Annotated in this window: 12 protein-coding genes; 4 read left to right on the top strand and 8 right to left on the bottom strand. The window is 51.7% G+C overall.

Translation table 11 applies throughout. The features are described from left to right. Positions 1-35 precede the first annotated feature (35 nt). A complete protein-coding gene (locus PCH05_RS04495; RefSeq protein ID WP_127601098.1) occupies positions 36-5,114 on the bottom strand; it encodes an AAA family ATPase in 5,079 nt (1,692 codons plus the stop codon). Between the two features lie 209 nt (positions 5,115-5,323). Here PCH05_RS04495 and PCH05_RS04490 point away from each other — a divergent pair, with 209 nt between their 5' ends. Together PCH05_RS04490 and PCH05_RS04485 are read left to right on the top strand one after the other, a co-directional pair. Beyond that, positions 5,324-6,790 (top strand): sensor domain-containing diguanylate cyclase, encoded by a 1,467-nt coding sequence (locus PCH05_RS04490; RefSeq protein WP_164766537.1) that lies wholly within the window; start codon positions 5,324-5,326, stop codon positions 6,788-6,790. A gap of 119 nt (positions 6,791-6,909) precedes the next feature. Beyond that, positions 6,910-9,993 carry a hybrid sensor histidine kinase/response regulator gene (locus PCH05_RS04485; RefSeq protein WP_246049355.1) on the top strand — a complete coding sequence of 1,028 codons (3,084 nt, stop codon included), beginning with the start codon at positions 6,910-6,912 and terminating at the stop codon, positions 9,991-9,993. A 126-nt stretch (positions 9,994-10,119) separates the two neighbouring features. On the opposite strand, the gene PCH05_RS04480 is transcribed toward PCH05_RS04485, so the two are convergent. Both PCH05_RS04480 and PCH05_RS04475 read right to left on the bottom strand, forming a co-directional pair. Further along, positions 10,120-10,935, bottom strand: a complete 816-nt coding sequence (locus PCH05_RS04480; protein ID WP_127601093.1) for an ABC transporter permease — start codon at positions 10,933-10,935, stop codon at positions 10,120-10,122. Beyond that, on the bottom strand, positions 10,932-11,954 hold the full coding sequence (locus PCH05_RS04475) for an ATP-binding cassette domain-containing protein (protein WP_174806228.1): 1,023 nt from the start codon (positions 11,952-11,954) through the stop codon (positions 10,932-10,934). The genes PCH05_RS04480 and PCH05_RS04475 overlap by 4 nt, the downstream gene beginning before the upstream one ends. Before the next feature lie 506 nt (positions 11,955-12,460). Here PCH05_RS04475 and PCH05_RS04470 point away from each other — a divergent pair. Further along, positions 12,461-13,906 (top strand): DEAD/DEAH box helicase, encoded by a 1,446-nt coding sequence (locus PCH05_RS04470; RefSeq protein WP_127601091.1) that lies wholly within the window; start codon positions 12,461-12,463, stop codon positions 13,904-13,906. An 80-nt stretch (positions 13,907-13,986) separates the two neighbouring features. Here the strand turns inward: PCH05_RS04470 and PCH05_RS04465 are convergent, their stop codons facing one another. From PCH05_RS04465 to PCH05_RS04445, 5 genes are all read right to left on the bottom strand, one after another. Beyond that, on the bottom strand, positions 13,987-14,850 hold the full coding sequence (locus PCH05_RS04465; protein WP_127601089.1) for an MBL fold metallo-hydrolase: 864 nt from the start codon (positions 14,848-14,850) through the stop codon (positions 13,987-13,989). Positions 14,851-15,162: 312 nt separating this feature from the next. Further along, positions 15,163-15,588: a MarR family winged helix-turn-helix transcriptional regulator gene (locus PCH05_RS04460; protein WP_127601087.1), complete on the bottom strand. Its 426-nt coding sequence runs from the start codon at positions 15,586-15,588 to the stop codon at positions 15,163-15,165. A gap of 67 nt (positions 15,589-15,655) precedes the next feature. Beyond that, positions 15,656-16,390: an SDR family NAD(P)-dependent oxidoreductase gene (locus PCH05_RS04455; RefSeq protein ID WP_127601085.1), complete on the bottom strand. Its 735-nt coding sequence runs from the start codon at positions 16,388-16,390 to the stop codon at positions 15,656-15,658. A 27-nt stretch (positions 16,391-16,417) separates the two neighbouring features. Then, the gene (locus tag PCH05_RS04450) at positions 16,418-17,683 is read right to left on the bottom strand and encodes an MFS transporter (RefSeq protein WP_127601083.1); all 1,266 of its coding nucleotides are present in this window, start codon (positions 17,681-17,683) and stop codon (positions 16,418-16,420) included. Positions 17,684-17,734: 51 nt separating this feature from the next. Beyond that, positions 17,735-18,541, bottom strand: coding sequence for an SDR family NAD(P)-dependent oxidoreductase (locus tag PCH05_RS04445; RefSeq protein WP_127601081.1), 807 nt, complete (start codon positions 18,539-18,541; stop codon positions 17,735-17,737). 315 nt (positions 18,542-18,856) lie between these two features. On the opposite strand from PCH05_RS04445, the gene PCH05_RS04440 reads away from it, so the two are divergent. Continuing rightward, positions 18,857-19,597: a GntR family transcriptional regulator gene (locus PCH05_RS04440; protein ID WP_127601079.1), complete on the top strand. Its 741-nt coding sequence runs from the start codon at positions 18,857-18,859 to the stop codon at positions 19,595-19,597. Positions 19,598-19,658 lie beyond the last annotated feature (61 nt).

The following is a 19,658-nucleotide window of genomic DNA, read 5'->3' as shown; positions in this document are numbered from 1 at the left end:
TCATCTCCAATCGCCCCTTGTGCTGCAGGCCTGATTCATTGCATGGAATAAGGCAGGTTCAACCGGAGCAGGCAGCCCTTGTCCGGCTCCGAATCCACATGGATTTCGCCTTTCAGCTGCTTAACGCGCTCACGCATCATTTTGAGGCCGAAGCCCATCTTGATGTCGCTTGAGCCCACGCCGTTATCCGCTAATCTAAACTGGATGGAGGCGCCGTCATCGCTCAAGCTGAAGCTGAATTCGCTGCTTTTCCCGTGCTTGATGCCATTGGTCAGTCCCTCCTGCAGAGCATGGTAAATGACCTTTTTGTGCATGAGGGATAAATGCTCCACGGGATCGATCATCGCATGAATGCTGACCCCCGCGCTTTTCTCCGTATCCGAGATCAGCAGATGCAGTGCATCCTCGAGCTCATAATATTTGTCTTCCTTGAGCATATGGACGGAGCTGCGGATTTCGCTCAGGCTATGCCGGACCGAGTCCTGCGCTTCCTTCAGCCGCTCCAGCGCGCTGCCCATATCTTTGTCCAGCAGCCTTTTACCCGCCTCGATCTGCAGAATCGTCGAGGTCAGCGTATGCCCCACGATGTCATGGATTTCCTGAGCGATCCGGGTCCGTTCGGCGTATACCGTCGCTTCGGCTAACGCCTCGGACGTGATCTCCATCGACTTTTCCAGACTCCGGGTCCGCTCTTCCACCTCGGCCTCCAGATTATTTTTCAAATACTGGATGCCCGTAAACAGCTTGGCGTTCTCAATGGAAATGTCGCACTGTGTGCTCAGCAGCCGGAGTACATCGAGCCTTTCCTTGGTAAACACGCCCGTCGATAAATTGTTCTCCATGTAGAGCAGGCAGGTCAGCTTGTTCTGATGCATGATAGGCAGGCACAAAACCGACTTGATATCCCTGCTCCGAATATAGTCGCCGCGTTTGAACGCGTCATCTCTTTTGGCATCGGAAAGCATTACTTCTTCTTTCGTTCTGGCGGTATAGCCAATGATGGATGTCGGAACGATATGTCCTGCGGACTCGAGCGGAATGGATTCCACATATAGCTTCTGCACGGTTCCATAGGCCTCAATCATCCACTGATCTTCATTTTCAAAAATAAGTGCACCGTACTCTGCCCCCGCATTCTGAAGCATGATCCGTAGCAGCTTGTCCAGCAATCGGCTCATTTCCATTTCACTGGAGAGCGCTTGCGCCGACATCGCTACGGATAAGTAGTCCATCCGTTCCAAGTCCGTATTCTGCTTGACCTGAAGCCAATGTCCGTATTGTCTCTGCAGATCCTCCGCTTTCGCAAGAGCTCCCCAAGTCCGGTACATTTCATAGGACTCATTCATATACAGCTTGGCGATCATGGATTTACCATGACGAATCCCATACTTTGCGAAGCATTCTGAAATGATGGCCGCATCGTGCACATAGCCCTGCTTATAAGCTGCAGCCAAAGCTTCCTCATACAACCGCTCTGCAGAACGAGCCTTACCGTTTACCTCAGACAACACCGCTCTGGATAAAAGGTACTTATGCGCATTCATCTCGGGACAGCTTCGGGCCAAGCCCTTCAGCTTGTTCACGCATTGACGGACTTGATGTGAATACGTTCGTTTCTCCTGCCGGCTCCCGGTCAAATGAAGCTCTTTCAGGACCAAAGCGCGGTAGAAAAAAAAACCGGATGGATCTCCCTCATTCATTTTCGTATGAACATTATGCTCCAGGACTTGATATGCCTGCTGATAATCGCCGAATAAGTAGCTGGTGATATAACGATAAATATCCATATACTCCCGTAAAATCTGACGGGACCTAGGACTAAGCTGGTCATAGAACGATGCGGATTCCAAATCCACTTCTTGATAGGGGTCATCCGCTGGCCTGTAGCCGGTTATTCGCGAGATCAGCTCGTTGAATATAGCCGCCTGCTTCCAATGAAAGCGATTCTCACTGCGTATGAAAGCGGCTGAATGCGATATAAACCTGGCATATATATCATTTAGCGGATGCCCAAATTCTAAGAGAAGCGCCCCGTAGATCAGCATGCTCTGATTGGCATGCCACAAGTCCACCCTTTGCAGGTTGCTGCGGCTGAGCTCATCGGCAAATCGTAGCATCAGTTTCGGATCGTATCTGATCCAGCTATGGTAGCAAAGGGAAAATGAATTACATGCCTGCGCATACAGCCTGGGGTCGGGCTTCGATATCCGGCATGCCAGCCTCCCCCACCGGTAAGCCTCTTCGTATCGCTGGAATTGGTAATTCAGCAAAATGGCATAGCCTGCGCAGCCAATCGAGGCTTCCGGCGTCATTCCTTCGCTTAACGTTATCTGAAGCATCATGAATACCGCCGACACCCAGCCGTTCTCGTTCAGGGTGAATGAGGCATTCGCGATATAGACGAGCACGGACATCGCCAGTTTATGCCGCTCATCCGTCATGGGCGGAAGCTTTGCAAAGGAGTCGACGGGATGCTTGCGGAGCTGCCGTTGGATTTTGAGCCACTGCAACAGCAGCTGCGGCGAGCCTGGTTTTAAATCGAAAGTCATGCCGAGCCACTCCAAACACTGCAATCCCAAAGTCCGCACTTCTTCATAATGATCCCGGTTCAGCTCGAGCCGAACCAGCATAATGCCTATTTTCGCCCGATCCATATCGGCAGAGGCTTTTTCCAGCAGCAGGGTGTATAAATCATAGGCATCATCGAGGTGGTCGCATAAAAATTCGATTTCGGCTCTTTCTTGATAGACTTGATAGGTTAAATCGTAACCGGACTCCCAACAATCAGCTTGCAGAAGTTCGGTGGCCCGCCGCAAATAATCCTGCGCTGCTTCATACGATTCGGTTCGTTTGGCCTTCAGACCCGCATCCAGATTCAGCCGGGCGAGCTCTAGCCCTTTACCCTGGGAAACGACCGCATCCGATGCGGGGTTTAAATGCTCAAGCACTTCAAAAATACCAGCCTCCCCACCCGATCTCATCCGGTGATTCAGCATCCAGCCGATATGCAGATGCAGCTCCAACCGTTCTTCATTGGAGAGCAGCCCCTTCAACAACTGCCGGATGCGATCATGCTGAAAAATATAGCGTTCTCCCGATCCCGGCACAGGCTCAAGCAGCCGCATGTCAACGACATGCCGGGCCCAACTCCGGCATTCCTCTTCGCTAAGTCCCGTAATGGCCGAAAGAGCCTCCAGATCGAAGCGCTTACCCAGCATGGAGGCTTGCGAGAGAATGCGCAGGGGCTGATCCGGCATATCCTGCATCCGGTCCGCTAACGTCGCTGCCGCTTGATCAGAGATAGTCCACTCGGCAATCGGGCCCAAATCCCACTGCCACGTCCGGCTCCCTTCATCAAAATAAATAAGCTTTACCTCCAGCAGCTCCTGCAAAAACTGTTTGAGAAACAGCGGGTTTCCTTCCGTCTTATGCAGCAGCACGTCAATGAAGGATTTCGCTCGCGCAGACGTATCCTGTATCATAGGCCGGAGCATCTGCAGCATGTCGGCATGGTCGTATCTGGCCAGATGAATCTGCTCCATCTCGGTGCGCATGTGCCGATCTCGCAGCAGGCTTATCAATCGTCTCAACGGATGCTGTGCCGGCACCTCATGATCCCGATAAACGCCAGCAATCATCAAATATCTGGCTTCCTTCGCAATCAGCAGATGGCTTAAATACCGAAAGGAGGCTTCATCGGCCCATTGCAAATCATCCAAACATATAATCAGCGGCTGTTCATTCGCAAAAAACTGCCTGAAAAACCGATCCATGGCAAGGTGCAACGCCGCATGGGCCTCGGCCCGCGGCATCTCTCTCTCATCAACGGCATCCAAAGCCGCGTCTTCACCCGCCAGCAACCGGAGACGCGGAACCAAATCGATAAGCAGCTGACCGCCATATCCTTGGAGCGCATCCATAACTCTTAATCTCCATACTTCCATTTCAAGCTGATTGGATGTGAGCAGGAGCGAGACCAACTGCTCGATTACCTGCACCCATAGTGCATGAGGTCGTCCAGGCGCGGCGCGTACCACAACGAGAATAGCCTCCGCAGGCACTTCTCTGCGCAGCGTTTCGACGACTAAGGCGGTTTTGCCGATTCCGGCTTCTCCGCTGACCCACACGGCCTCCACCGCCCCCGCAAGAACCTTGTTCATGTTCCGGATCAGGACCTGCTGCTCCATGTGTCTGCCGAATAAGTCCTCCGGCATGATCCAGGTCTCGGAAACATCGCGGCCCGCAAGCGGAAAGGGCTGCACTCTTCCGGTCACTTTGAGTTGGACAAGACATTCTTCCAAATCGGATTTCACGCCATATGCGCTTGCATACCTGGCCTCAGGCATTTTCTCCATGCATTTATGAACAATCTCGGAAATCATCCGGGGGATGGATCGATTGACCGTATGGATTGGAGCTGGCGTCGCGGCTAAGTGATGATGCACCCAATCCAGCGCGTTGTGAGACTCAAACGGATGCATGCCGGCGAACCATTCATAGAGAATGACCCCTATGGTGTATAAATCGGAACGTTGGCTCGCTGCCATACCTGTCCTTCCCGTCCGTTCCGGAGATAGATAAGGAAGCACGGAGTCCGGTTTGCCTGATGGGGTGCGTGTCAGTCCCTCCTTATAGGCTCCGTCCTCTTTGGTACTGAAGGCTTCCATATAAACCATCCGCACTTCCGAAAGACTATGGCTGACCAGCAGATGCATTGGGGTAATCTCATTCAGCAGCACATGCTCTTGATGGATTTGACGGATCAAGTCCAGGACAGCAACCGCGACTTCAAGCAGTGCCTCAAGCTTTAACGCATGCCGTCCCGATGTCATCAGCTGCTGCAGGGTCATCCCCTGAAAATCGCGAAATAGTATCACGGGCTTGTGATCTATGATGTCCATCCGAAGCGGTTCCAGCACAGCCTGTCCTCGCAGCTTCTGGATCTGTTCATACTCGCGCTGAAAGGAAGCGATTCTATCCTTACCGGCGTACGAGTCCCCGGTCGTCTTGGCGATCATTCTCAAACCGTCTTCCATTCGCGCAACACGATATAAGCAGACCTCTTCGTTCCTTCCGAGTTCTTCGATGACCTGGTATCCCGCCTGGCCCAGCATGACCTTCCGCCCCCATTTATGTATTCATTCCATCATATCAAACCTTGTATATTCGTTAAACACAGCTCTTTCAAAATAGGTTAGAATAACATCATATGAGCTTGTGTCCTATTACATAATTCATAGAAAGCTATGGTGATGACATGAATATGAAGGATGCCCTGATCCTTTTATTCACACACGGGCTGCCCATTCTTTTCTTTACTTATATGGCAACCGACGTATTGCTTCGCAATAAGAGAAGAACCGAGCATATTCTCCTGAGTCTCATCTGCTTATGCTATCTGCTGCTATTCGCGGAGGAGTATGTGAGAAACCAGATTCCGCTGGAGTACAGCCCCCGGCTGTCCTCGGTGTGGCTCAGCAGCGTCGGCATCGTGATTCCGGGAATTTGCTTTCATTTTCTCGTGAAATTTACGCGCCTGGACGCCAAGATGCCGCGGATGATATACCCTTATGTTTTCTACCTGCCGCTCCTCTTCGTCGTCATGAATCTGGCGACAGGCGCCGACATGATTTCCGCCCAGCAATTTACCCAGATCGGCATGTGGAAGCTGCCGGTTTATAATGCAGGGTACTACATCGCCATGACCGCAAGCGTGGCTCTGGACCTCTTGATCATGCTCCTCTTGATCTTCGCCAAGACAAAGGCCGATACGTCAGAACAACAATCCATCTACAATCTGTTAATCATCGGAATCATCGCCGCCGTGGTTTGGCATACCCTCTTTGGCTATATCAATTATGGCGACAGTCTGCCGCCCTATCCCTATTTGTACAGCGGTATGATCTGGTGCTATTTTTTGCGCCATACGATGAGGAAACATGATTTCCTCAATCTGCTCGACAAACGATATGAGAAGCTGTTTCACATGAACCCGGATCCGATCGTTCTCGCCGGTCTGAACGGCAAAGTGAAGGACGCCAATCCCGGAGCCATCGAATTGCTGGGAACGGGTTCCATCCGCTCCGTCTCGTTTTTCGACTTGTTCGATCCTGGAGTAAAAGCTCATATCCAGGCTAAGCAGGAGATCCACCATTACGAGACAGAGATCAACCTGCAGAATCAGCGGTTTATCCTGCTTGTCGATGCCGACTATGTGTGGGTTGATAACGAGCAGCATGTGCTTTTGATTCTTCGGGACATCACGGTGCAAACGCAGTACCAGGAAGAAATTCGTTTTTTAGCATTTCACGATCCACTCACCCGTCTGCCAAACCGCCGGTACTTTCATGAGAAATTGGATGAGGCTTTGCAGGAAGCGGAGCGCTGCCAAGAGACGCTTGCCCTTTTCCTGATTGATTTGGACAACATCAAATGGCTGAATGATCATCTCGGACATCTCGCCGGCGATGAAGCGCTCCAGGAGGCAGCCCGAATTATCAAGGAGGCCGCGTCTCCAGACGGAATGGCTGCCAGAATGGGCGGGGACGAGTTCGTCATGTACCTTCCCCATTCACCGTCAGAAGCAGAGATTCTGCATCTGCTAGATCAAATGCAGCTCAGCCTGTCCCGGTACATGCTTAAGTTTGGCGCAAATCCCGTTGGAATGAGCATCGGCGTAAGCCGTTATCCGGTAGAAGGCCAGGATGGACAAGCCCTGATCAACATTGCCGATCATGCCATGTACGAGATGAAGAGAAGCCGGAGAGGAAAGGATGTAGTTCTATCATAATCATAACGTGCTTGCGCCGATAGTGAGTGTTGTCATGTCTTTGTCATATGACATTCGCTCTTGCGTAATCACCCGATCTTTTCAAAGGAATAAGACAAATAATGTCGAAAAGTACAAGTATGATGGCGACAAAAAAAATATGGATCATAGCAACCGTTTTTTTGACCGTTTTGACCGGCTTCCGTTTGTTGTGGCTGCAGTATCATTCCACTACCCACAGCCCGGTAGCCGTTCGAGGCGTATTGGACCTGCGCGGCTGGAGCCCGATCTCGGAGCGTTCCCTTCACCTTAGCGGCGAATGGGAGTTCGATCCCGGCGTGCTTCTGTTTCCGAATGCAGCTTCGTCCGGCCCTGCCGCTCCGAGTCAAACGATTCAGGTCCCGGGGAGCTGGACCCTAGGCGATGGACGATATAGCAGCGACAAATATGGTTTCGGTACTTACCGCTTGAGAATTCTGGTCGATCCCGGTAAAGGGAAATCCTATGGCATCCACATTCCGAGCATCCGCAGTGCATCCGAGCTATATGTCAACGGGCAGCTTCTCGGTCACTCCGGCCAGCCGGGCATCAGCAAGGAGCAGTACAAACCGCTTAACGTACCCTATACGGTGACCTTTACGCCCGGCGATACAAACGAAATCGATCTCGTAATTCAGGTTTCCAATTTTGACGACTCCCGGGATGGCGGCATCGACCGGTCCATTTCCTTCGGGCTGGAGAATATCCTGAGTAAAGACATGCGTTTCTCCGAAAATATGGTTTGGATCGCCTGCGTAGTCTATGCGATTCATGTTGTATACGGACTCCTCGTATATCTGGTCGGAGACCGGGATAAACGGCTGATCTTTTATTCCCTGATGATTGTTTGCGTGATACTCGCAACGCTGATGGATGGAGAACGGCTGCTGTATGCCTGGATTCCATTCTCCTTCGTATGGAGCTTAAAGTCCGTTTACATCGCCATGCTGGCCGGAGGGTACTTTCTGCATCAGTTGATCAAGAACAGGCTTCCCTTCATGCTGCGGGGGTGGAAATCACTGGCCTATGAGCTGTTATCCATGTTGGCGGTTCTATCGGTTTTGCTCCTGCCTTTATCATCTGTGCTTGCTTGGCAACCGGTATACCTCGCGCTCATGTTCATTCCATGCCTGTTTACCATTGTTGCGATGTTCCGCATGACGGCCAGCCTGGATGTAAACAACCTGTTCCTGCTCCTGGCTGCAATCGCAGCCATCAGCAGTCTGATCTGGTTGATCATGATCAACGTGGTTCATATCGATATGATCTCTTATCCGTTCGACCTCATCATAGCGATGATTTGCTTTTCGGTGTATTGGTTCAGACGCTTCTTCCGACTATCCTGGGAGTCCCGTCAGCTTACGGAATCGCTTCGGCTGGCGGACAGACAAAAGGATGATTTCCTGTCCACCGTCGCCCATGAGCTGCGCAATCCGCTGCATGGCATGATTAACATCTCGCAATCGCTCTCGGATCGGGAACAAGCTCAACCCGGAGTGAAAAGCTCCCGGGAGCTGCAGCTCCTGATCCAAGTTGGACGAAGAATGTCCTATATGCTGAATGATCTGCTGGATATGGCCCGGCTCAAGGAAAACCGGGTCCGGTTGAACCTGGAACGCGTATCTTTGCATGGCGCCGCTTCCAGCGTCATCGATATGCTTCGCTATATGACGGAAGGCAAACCGATTCAACTGGTCAACCGGATTCCGGAAGGTTTCCCTCCGGTTGAGGCCGACGAGAATCGGCTGAATCAAATTCTGTTCAACTTGCTGCATAATGCCATTAAATACTCCAACGCAGGCGAGGTGACGGTACAGGCGGAAATTCAGGACGGCTTGGCGAACCTTTCCGTAGCAGACACGGGGATCGGGATAGACGAGGACCTGCAGGAGCACATCTTCGAACCCTACGCGCAGGGCTCTTCGGCCTGTTCTTCGTTCAGGGGCGGATTCGGGCTCGGTCTGAGCATCTGTAAACAACTCATAGAAATGCATGGCGGCACGCTTATAGTTCGCTCCAAACCGAGTGAGGGCTCTGTATTCTCCTTTACACTGCGGCTTGCCGCGGATGGGAATGCTGATGTGCCGGCCGAAACATCGGCCGAGACGGCCGTTGCGAGAGCGGAAGGCAGCGAAGCTCCCGACGTTCTGATGCCTTCCTATGGAGAAACGATATCTCATGCATCGTACGACCAGATTCGTCTGCTTGCGGTCGATGACGATCCCGTCAATTTGAACGTGCTGAGGACGATTTTTGCCAATGAGGATTATGACGTATTCACGGCGACCAGCGGAATGGAAGCCCTTAAACAGCTGGAATATGGCGGCTTTGATCTGATCGTCACCGATGTGGCGATGCCGGGCATGTCCGGATACGAACTGACCCGGCTTATTCGCGAGCGTTACTCCCTCGCGGAGCTCCCTGTCCTTCTCTTGACGGCATATCACCTGGACAAGGATATTGAAGCTGGATTCCGTTCCGGCGCCAATGACTACGTAACCAAGCCGGTGAATGCGACAGAGCTGAAAGCCAGAGTCCGATCATTAACGAACCTGAAGCAATCGGTAAACGAGCGGCTGCGCATGGAAGCTGCACTGCTTCAATCCCAGATCAAGCCGCATTTTCTGATCAATACGTTCAATGCCGTATCGGCGCTCAGCCGAGTTAATCCGGACAAAATGGACGATCTCATCGAGGAATTGACCAATTATTTCCGGCTGGGCATCGATTTTGACCATTTCGAGCGGTCGGTACCGCTGGAGCATGAGCTGAACCTTATTCGTTCCTACCTGTTTATCCAGAAGGAGCGCTTTGAGGACCGGATTCGCATGGTATGGGAAGTCGACGAGGGTGTGAATATCCGCATCCCGCCCTTAACCATTCAGCCGCTGGTGGAGAATGCCGTCAGCCATGGCATCTTAAAGCGGGGCGAGGGCGGAGAGGTCCGCATCCGCATTGCCGATCTTGGACGCTCTGTCGAGATATGCGTGTCCGATAACGGCGTGGGAATGGACGAAGAAAAGGTCCGGCAGATTCTGAACACAACACCGGGCATCCGCTCCGGAACCGGGCTGATCAACACGCATCGCCGATTAAAGCAATTTTGCGGCAGCGAATTAAGGATCGAAAGCGTACGCGGTTCGGGCACCAGGGTTTCCTTCACGATCGTGAAGCATCAACCCTGAATCTATCGGTATGAATCCGTTATGCTGCTCTCCGTTTGAAAGCACAGATCAGGGCAACAGAATACGTATCCTATGGTGAACTAAAAAAGCAGCCTGCCTGGAATTTGGCAGAGCTGCTTTTTGGTATTAAGTCCGTCTCATATACGCACGTACTGTAATCGGGGCAAAGATCGCTACAATGACGGCCGCTCCGATCAGCGAGATGCCCAAATCCCAGCCGGCAGTGCCGGAGTTGGTCAGATCTCTGACCGCGGTCACAAGATGGGAGATCGGGTTGATCTTCGAGAACCACTGCAGCCAGTTCGGCAGCGTATCCGCAGGCACGAAGGCGTTGGAGAGGAACGTCAGCGGGAACAACACGATCATCGAAATTCCCTGGACGCTGGAAGCCGTACGGGCAATGACCCCAAAGAAGGCAAAGATCCAGCTGATGGCCCAGGAGCACACGATGACGATCAGCGCGGCGAGGGCGACGTAGCCCAGACCACCCTCCGGACGGTAACCCATGACATAACCCATGGAGAAGGTAAGCACCGTCGCAATCGTGTACCGGATGGTATCGGCGAGCAGAGCCCCGGCGAGCGGAGCGATCCTTGCGATCGGCAGCGATTTGAATCGGTCGAATACCCCCTTATCCATGTCCTCTCGGAGCTGAACGCCGGTGACAACGGAGGTCGTAATAACGGTCTGCACGAGAATGCCCGGAATGATGATGGGCAGATAGCTCTGCACGTCTCCAGAGATGGCTCCTCCGAAAATATACGTGAACATTAAGGTGAAAATAATCGGCTGAAGCGTGACATCGAACAGCTGCTCGGGTGTGCGCCGAATTTTCAACAGGCCGCGATAAGCCATCGTTAACGAATGCCGGATCGATTGGCGGAGGCTCGTTTTGCTGCGCAGCTGACGACCTGCGATCGGATTCATGGACTGGTTGTTCATGCTCCTACCTCCTCTGCCTTTTGGGACGTCTCTGCTTCGTCCTCTTGGACCCCATGACCGGTGATGGTCAGGAAGACCTCATCCAGAGTCGGCTTCTGGACGCTCATCTCCGCCAGTGGAATTCCCGCTTCGCGCAGGGCGATCAATAGATCGGTCACCTTGTCGGCATCCGCCATCGGAGCCGTAATTTTACCGCCTTCCGGCGATACGGCAGACTGGACTTGAAGTATCCGCTCCACGGTCCGGCGGGCGTTTTGAAGGTCTTGCGTATTTTGGATGCTCAAATGCAAGGATGAAGTGCCTATGGATGCTTTCAGTTCATCGACGGTGCCCTCAGCGACCACCCGGCCGCGGTCGATCACGGCGACCCGGTCGGCGAGCTCATCCGCTTCCTGCAGGTACTGCGTCGTTAATACAACCGTTGACCCGGTCTTCACCAACCGGCGGATCGTATCCCACATTTGGTTGCGCGTCCTCGGATCGAGACCGGTCGTCGGTTCATCCAGGAAGATCAGCGGCGGCTGGGCGATGAGGCTGGCTGCCAAGTCCAGGCGGCGTCTCATACCGCCGGAGAAATTTTTGAGCGGGCGTTTCGCCGCTTCCGTCAAGCTGAATTCCTCCAGCAGCTCTGCTGCTTTACGCTTCGATTCCGCACGGCTAAGACCGAGGAGCCTCGAGAAAATGACCAAATTTTCGGTCGCGCTGAGCGACTCATCCACCGAGGCGTATTGACCGGTGACCCCGATCAGCTGGCGCACGATATTGGGATCCTTCGCCACATCGTATCCGAAGATGCGCGTCGTCCCTTCGTCTGCCCGCAGCAATGTCGCCAGCATCCGGATGGTGGTGGTCTTCCCGGCTCCGTTTGGACCGAGCACACCGTAAATTGTGCCTGCACGCACGTTCAAATCCACGCCATCCACCGCACGGTTATTCCCAAACTTTTTGACGAGCCCGCGCGCTTCAACAGCCCATTCGCCGCTCGCCGCTCGCCGTTCCGTTCCGTTCATCTGTTTCATTGAGAAACCCTCCCTCTTCGTTTTAATGTAATATGACTTCACTATTTCTAACATGGACCAGGGCCGGAAAATGCTCTCCGTCTCGGGACTGATTTATCCATCCCGGTTCATATCTGACCTAAACACAATCGCCTGCAAGCTGCTCTGTAAACTGTCTACGCAAAGCATCATAAAATACTTTTATGAACTGAATATGAACGCGGGATGCCTTTCTAAAAAAATGAATACACGCAGCTGCCGAATGGCCTCCGATCATGAATTCCTGGGGATCATGATAAATATCACGCGATTCAGAGTATAATGGAGCAGTATACGATAGATACACACTGGACACCGGTTGTATATCCATTCAAATCAAGAATATAAAATGAACCAAAGCTTGATCGTGCTTCTCCTTGAAAATCGAGACCTTGCAGGAGCAGCAGTTACTCTTTCTTCAGTTCAATTTATTTCGCGACCAGGCATTCTAATATAGCGCTTGAATAACAGCGCAGAAGAGGTTGAAAATGACGGAGAAACACTTTACGGATTACCGATTGAGCGAAGAAATCTTAAGGGCGCTGAGCGGCCTAGGCTTCGGCACGCCAACGGAGGTTCAGGCGAAGGTCATTCCTGTAGCCCTTGAGCGGCAGGATCTTGTCGTCAAATCGCAAACCGGCAGCGGCAAAACAGCCGCTTACGGCATCCCGCTCTGCGAGCTCGTCGACTGGAACGAGAACAAGCCGCAGGCTTTAATCCTGACACCGACCCGCGAGCTTGCATTACAGGTGAACGAGGATCTGTCCAACATCGGACGCTTTAAGCGAATCAAGGCAACGCCTCTTTTCGGAAGGCATCCTTTTCATATCCAAAAAGCGGAGCTGAAGCAGAGAACGCATATGGTCGTCGGTACGCCGGGACGCGTGTTGGACCATATCGAGCGCGGTACGCTATCGCTGGAGCGTATGGCCTATCTCGTCATAGACGAGGCGGATGAGATGCTGAACATGGGCTTCATTGAACAGGTTCAGTCGATTATTCAAGCACTCCCCCGCAATCGGGTCACCATGCTGTTCTCCGCTACATTTCCCGAGGATGTGGAACAGCTTGCACGCGAATATATGGAGGATCCCGTCCAAATCGAAATCCAAGCGAGCGGCTTAACGACGGCAACTATCGAGCATGCGCTCATTCAGGTAACCGAGGCGGACAAGCTGTCGCTGCTCCAGGATGTGCTCATGGTGGAAAATCCGGACAGCTGCATTATTTTCTGCCGCACGCAGGAACATGTCGATAAGCTATTCAGTGCCATGTCTGATCTCGATTATCCCTGCGACCGCATTCATGGCGGGATGGAGCAGGAGGAGCGATTCGAAGTGATGAACGCGTTCCGGAGAGGACAATTCCGTTACTTGATTGCGACCGATGTCGCCGCAAGGGGTATCGATATTACGAACATTACCCATGTGATTAACTATGATATTCCGCTGGAGAAGGAGAGCTATGTACACCGGACAGGACGAACGGGACGCGCAGGCATGGCCGGTAAAGCCATCACCCTCGTCACGCCAAGGGATGCCCACCGGTTAGCCGATATTGAGGCGTACATTGGTTTTGCGATTCCGAAGGTGAACGCTCCCTCTGCAGAGGATATTGAACGTCATCGGGAGGATTTTGAACAAAAGCTGAAGCATAAGCCCGAACCGAAAAAGGATAAGCGCGAGCAATTAAACAAGGAGATCATGAAGCTGAACTTCAATGGCGGCAAGAAGAAAAAGCTTCGGGCCGTGGATTTTGTCGGGACGATCGCGAAGCTGGACGGGGTCACCGCGGACGACATCGGGATTATTACGATCCTCGATTTTGTGACCGATGTGGAGATTTTGAACGGCAAAGGGCCGCTTGTGCTCGACATGATGCAGAATACGACGGTAAAAGGCAAACTGCTCAAGGTTCGTAAAGGGAAAAGATAACGTTGGTTTGGCGCCAGCACATACAAAAAGGGGGATCAGCATCGCGCTGACATCCCCCTTTTTGCTGCATGCATATGACGTTATGCTCGGGTGTATCCGGACTTCTTCAGATTCCCGCTCACAAAGTTTTGGATATACTCCAGCTGTTCCTCATCAGGTACCTTGTGCTGCACCGCTTGAAATGCTGCAACCGCTGCGTCCAGAGACGTCTCGTCTCCTACGATTTCCCCGATCCGAGACAGCTCGTCCAGTTCTCTCCACAATTCCCCATACGTTTTCGGATTCTGGTGCCCCGTCAAATAGTAATCGGCATCATACTTCTTGAGCTTTTTCAGCAGTATGGCGAGTTCATCTTGGTCATAACTCCAGTCACCGCTATAGAAATCCTGGTAGATGCAGTCTCCCAGAAACATCACTTTGGTATCCGGGATATACACGATGCACGAATCCTGCGCGTGCACGCCGCCGACATGCTCAACGACACAGGTGATGCCGCCGAGGTCCATCTCGATCCGGCCGTTAAACGTGAACTCCGGAACCTTGAGCTCCAGATGATCTCTCGTCGGCATTTCGCGTTTGATCATGTCTCTGCAAAACTCGATTTCCTCTCCCGTCTCCACCCGCTCATCCAGCGAGGCGTCGTCCCATTTCAGCGTCTTCAAATATTTTAATTTTTTCTTTGTATCCTCATGGCTAAGGGTTGGTAAACCCATCGTTTTCATACCGAAAATATGATCCCAGTGCCAATGCGTAATGACCACGAACTTCGCGGGCGCGATATCCATGCTTTGCACGAGCTCCAGAAAATCCTTCGCATGCGCAGGCGAATTCCCCGAATCAATGATCAGACTGTAGTCGTCCCCGCAAACAAGTCCCAGCGTCGGGCGATCCGTCTCGGAAACATGCGGCATGTAGTACACTCGATTTGAAATCTTTTTTAACATGTAAAAATACCTTCTCTTCTTTGTTATTCAAATAAAAACGAAAAGCCCGCCAACAAAGGCAAACTCATCTTCATTATAACCCCTCCGTTGTCCGGCTAGCCAATCTCCTGTGAAGGCTCTCCGCATGGAGCTCCTTCGTCCGTGACCGTGATAACCCGCTCCACCCTTGGAGTATCAGCTGGAATTTTTCATGAAGAGCTTTCTGGGAGAGTAAGTCCGGTGTGGCTTACGCAAGAAAAAAACACCTTCAAAGAGTCATTCGCATCCCGTGATGCGGTCCTCTCTTGAAGGTGTTTATTGATGTCCCGAAGCCTAATCCACCAGTTCGTTGTTCAACTTTTTGTAAATGGCCGTCATCTGATCCCGGTCCTGCTGGGTAAGCTTTTCGAATACAACCCTTTTCAGCCTTTGCCCCTCCTGCGTCGCTCTTCTCAGCACTTCGACGCCTTGATCGGTAATCTCCAGATACACGATTCGCCGGTCCGACTCATCCACGCTCCGGACGGCCAATTTTTTCGCGACGAGCTTATCCGATAAATAACTGAGCGTAGGCGGGGTGAGCCCCAATATTCTCGCAATGTCCGAGGGACGGCTTTTTCCGTTTTGATTCAGATGGCCGAGCACAAGCACATGAGAGACGCCCAACTCCTCATTGAAGGTTTTATTCCATTGAACGATCAATTTATTCGTGAAATTTTCCATACTCTGTATAAGTTCAAAGATACTTTGTTCTTCCATAACGTCCTCCTCAAAAATAAACGACAGCCCCTGGTATACAAGAAGGGGCTGTCATCAATTTTACACGCTATTGGGCAGAGTATCCACCATCAATCACAAGCTCGGATCCCGTAATATAGGAAGAATCATCGGAAGCCAGGAACAATGCCGCATTGGCAATATCCATAGGTTGTCCCAGACGCTGCAGCGGCGTAGCCTGAATGAGCTGGCCCAGCAAATCCTGCGAAGTGCTTAAAGCCTTGGTCATCGGCGTTTCAATAATCCCCGGGAAGAGGGCGTTCACCCGGATGCCTTGACGGCCAAAGGCGGTCGAAGCCGCTTTGGACAAAGCGCGTACCGCACCCTTGGACGCTGAATAGTGGTTAAAGCCTTGGCCGATCATCGCTGTGTAAGAGGATATGTTGACGATCGAGCCTTTCTTTTGGGCTGCCATGTAAGGAGCGACATGCTTAATGCCCGCGAATGGACCAAAGCCGTTGATCGAGAGCATTTTCTGCCAATCCTCAATATCGATTTGGTCGTAGGGCTTCTCGGAAGAGATGCCTGCATTGTTGACGAGGATATCGATTTTGCCGAAGCGCTCGTTGACTTCCTTCGCCAGCTTCTCCCACTCTTCATCCGAAGCTACGTTTAGCCTCATTCCTTGAACATTGTGCTTCTGGCTTGCTTGCTCCAGTCCCAAATCATTGATGTCCGCAGCAATGACGATGGCGCCTTCATGCGCAAACAGATCGACCATGCATTCGCCGATTCCCGAAGCCCCGCCTGTCACGATGGCAACTTTACCTTCCAATTTTCCCATGTTCACATGCTCCTCGCGTTATTTTCTTTAATTCCACAAACCCGCTTGCTCAAGTTTCTTTTTGCCTTTAAAGGCGATAAATATGCAGACAATATTGATGATCATCATGAACCCGACGGCATACAGAACCGGAGTATAGCTGCCGGTATAATCGAATACGAACCCATAGGCAGGCAAAGCGACGATCGATGAGATCGCAAGCCCCAGGGAGGCGTTCGAGTAGATTTGGGGGTATTCCTTATTGCCGAACAGACTCGATGTAAGCGCTGGGCCCAACGTTCCGATCGAGGCAGATACGAGGCCGAACAACCCCACGGCGATCGATATGACAACCGTGCTTGATGCCGCGAACAATAGCAGACCGATGGACAGCATGCCCAGAATCATCGCTGCAATGGCCGTATTTTTGGCCCCGATTTTATCGCTGGCAAATCCGATCCCGAGCGAGCCGATCAGTACGCCGATCATGTTGATCGCCATCACGTTGCCTGCGAAGGAGACATCGAAGCCCTTGTTCATCAGGTACGTCGGAATGTGCATCGAAAAGCTTGCCGCCGATGTAATGAGGAAAAAGAAAGCGATTAGCGCATAAAAAGCAGATGATTTTTTCGCGGCGGATAAGGCGACTCCCTTGTTGTCTTCCCCTGCGCCTGCACTGCCGTTAGCGCTACCCGCGGCCTCCGTCCCATAAGGAAGCGTTTTCTTTTCTTGAGGCGACCTTCTGAGCAGAAGCAGCACGACGGGAACGACGATAATGATGATCGCAATCCCGACAATCATGTAGGAGGCACTCCAGCCTTGGCTGGCGATCAGGTTGCCGACGACCGGCTGAGCAATGGCGCCAAGCACGCCGCCTGCCGCACCCATGATTCCAAGCGCAAGGCCTTTGCTTTTTTTGAACCATTGATTGATCAAAACAGGTCCTGCGATGACGGTAATGAATACGCCGCCTACCGCCAATGGAATAGCCAGGATATACCATCCCCATACCGAATGCATCAACCCGAACAGGGCAAAGGCTCCGGCCTGCAGGATAATTGCGATGCTCAAAATAAACCGGGTATCGTATTTAGCCATTAATTTCCCGCCGATCGGCAAGAAGATCATGGTCACGATCGCCGAGACGCTAAAGTACAAGGACAAGCTGCCTACGCCTACCCCCAGATCATTCGAAACCTTCTTCAAAAAGAGACCCGCAGAATTATTGAGACCGGCTTTCCCCAAACCGACCATGATGCAAAGCCCCAGTAAAATCCACCAGGCATAGTGAATTTTCTTCTTGTTGTGACTCATAATGTTGTTCGTTCCCCCATTTCTAAAATCCGTCGCAGCATGCAGCCGCGCTTATTGCTGTGCCATTTTCATCAGTTGCTGAAAATCAGGAACGGTAGGGTTCGCGAGATAATGCCCGCCCTCAACCTGGATCGTCTGTCCGGTAATAAACTTGGCTTCATCGGAAGCCAGGAACAAAACGGTGTATCCGATATCTTCCGGTTCCCCGTGATACGGCAGCGCGTTATATTTCGCGAACATATCGAGCAGCTCCGCAGACATGTTGTTTTTGGCTGCCGGTGTCAAAATCAATCCCGGTGCAACCGCATTGCAGCGAATGTTGTTTTTGCCATATTGGGTCGCGATATATTTCGTAAGATTGACAACCCCTGCCTTCGAAGCGCCGTAGGCAACACGAATCGCATCGCTGGCGAATCCCGCCATGGAAGCCGTGTTGATGATCGAACCGCCGCCCGCTTGAATCATATGGGGAATCGCGAACCTGCTGCCCAGCAGCACGCTTTTCAGGTTGACGTTCATCAAGCGGTCCCACTCGTCCAAATCCACGTTAACGACATCCAGATCCTTCTTCAGGTTCGTCAGGCCCACATTGTTGAACAAAGTCGTGATTTTACCGTACTGCTGTACTGTGAATTCAACGGCTTCCTTAATGGAGGCTTCACTGCCGGCATCCAGAAATACGCCCACGGCTTCTCCGCCTTGCGCGTGAATCTGTTCAGCCGCTGCCTTTGCCCCGTCTACATTGAAATCGGCAATGACTACCCTTGCCCCTTCTTTCGCCATTAAGTTGGCAGTCGACAGCCCTATCCCAGAAGCGCCTCCCGTAATCAGCGCTACCTTGTCAATCATTTTCGCCATTGTTTCTGGCCCCTTTCTTGAAGACACTCAATATACTGGTAGTATACCTATTATTTAAATATATAAATATTAGGCGTCTAAATAATATCAGAATATGTATGCGGATGCAACGGGGAATTTGAATCTATTTCTGGCAGCAGTCCATTCTCAAATCGTGCCGCTACGGTTGTTCTATTGCGCCTTTTGTTATATCATCATGTCTAAGATTCTTAGGGACCTGTGCATATGAAGACCACGGAACCTCTACGGATGCACGCTTACGGAGCGTGGTATAATAGGCTTAACATGAATGAAGAGAATATAGGTGCGTGAACCATGGGAAAGAATCCGGAGTATATGGCCAAAGGAAAAAAACCGCTATATCTTAGCGTATACGATCAACTGTATAAAGAAATCATGAATGGTACATTCCCCGCGAACAGCCAACTGCCTTCGGAGCCTGAGCTGGCCAAAATGTTCGATGTAAGCAGGATGACATTAAGGCAGGCACTGTCTTTATTGCAGGATGACGGGCTCGTGAAAAGCTTTCACGGGAAGGGAAATTTCGTGACGGGGGCCCGGATCGAGCAGAGAAGCGTAGGTCTCGAGAAAATCGGAAATCCTATTCATAAGTGCCATACGGAAGAAGTCGATCAGATCGACATGAAGTTCAGACTGGATCTGGAGAGCGACTACACCAAGGAGGTTCTGAACCGGAACGCGGCCGCGGTCGTAGCCGTTGAGCGCTGGTATAAGAGTAAAGGGCAAGCGGTAGCCTTCGCGTTTACGTTCATGGCCATTGAGGCCGTATCTGAATTGAATCTGGACCTTCAAAACGAAGAACAGCTGCTGGATATGCTCGAGAATAAGGTATACGAGCTGGCCAACTCTGCAGCGGTGGAGGTCAAGCATTCGACCGCGATGAATGCCTCGACCCAAGAATTCGAGCTGGTAGGCGGCGAGGTCTGCGACTTGCTGCTGGAGAGCTTGTACATCAATGAACAGTACCCCATTGTATACAACAAGTTTTATATTCCTAAAGAATTTAGCCGGATGAAGATCAACGCGACGAAATAAATGCGATTTTGGACTATTTTTCAGTACTTTCATCATACATGTCAGGTACTTGCCAGGGCAG

Origin of the sequence: Paenibacillus chibensis, assembly GCF_004001045.1 — a bacterium.
GTDB lineage: Bacteria > Bacillota > Bacilli > Paenibacillales > Paenibacillaceae > Paenibacillus_AQ > Paenibacillus_AQ chibensis.
This window is presented reverse-complemented; position numbering and strand designations above follow the sequence as displayed.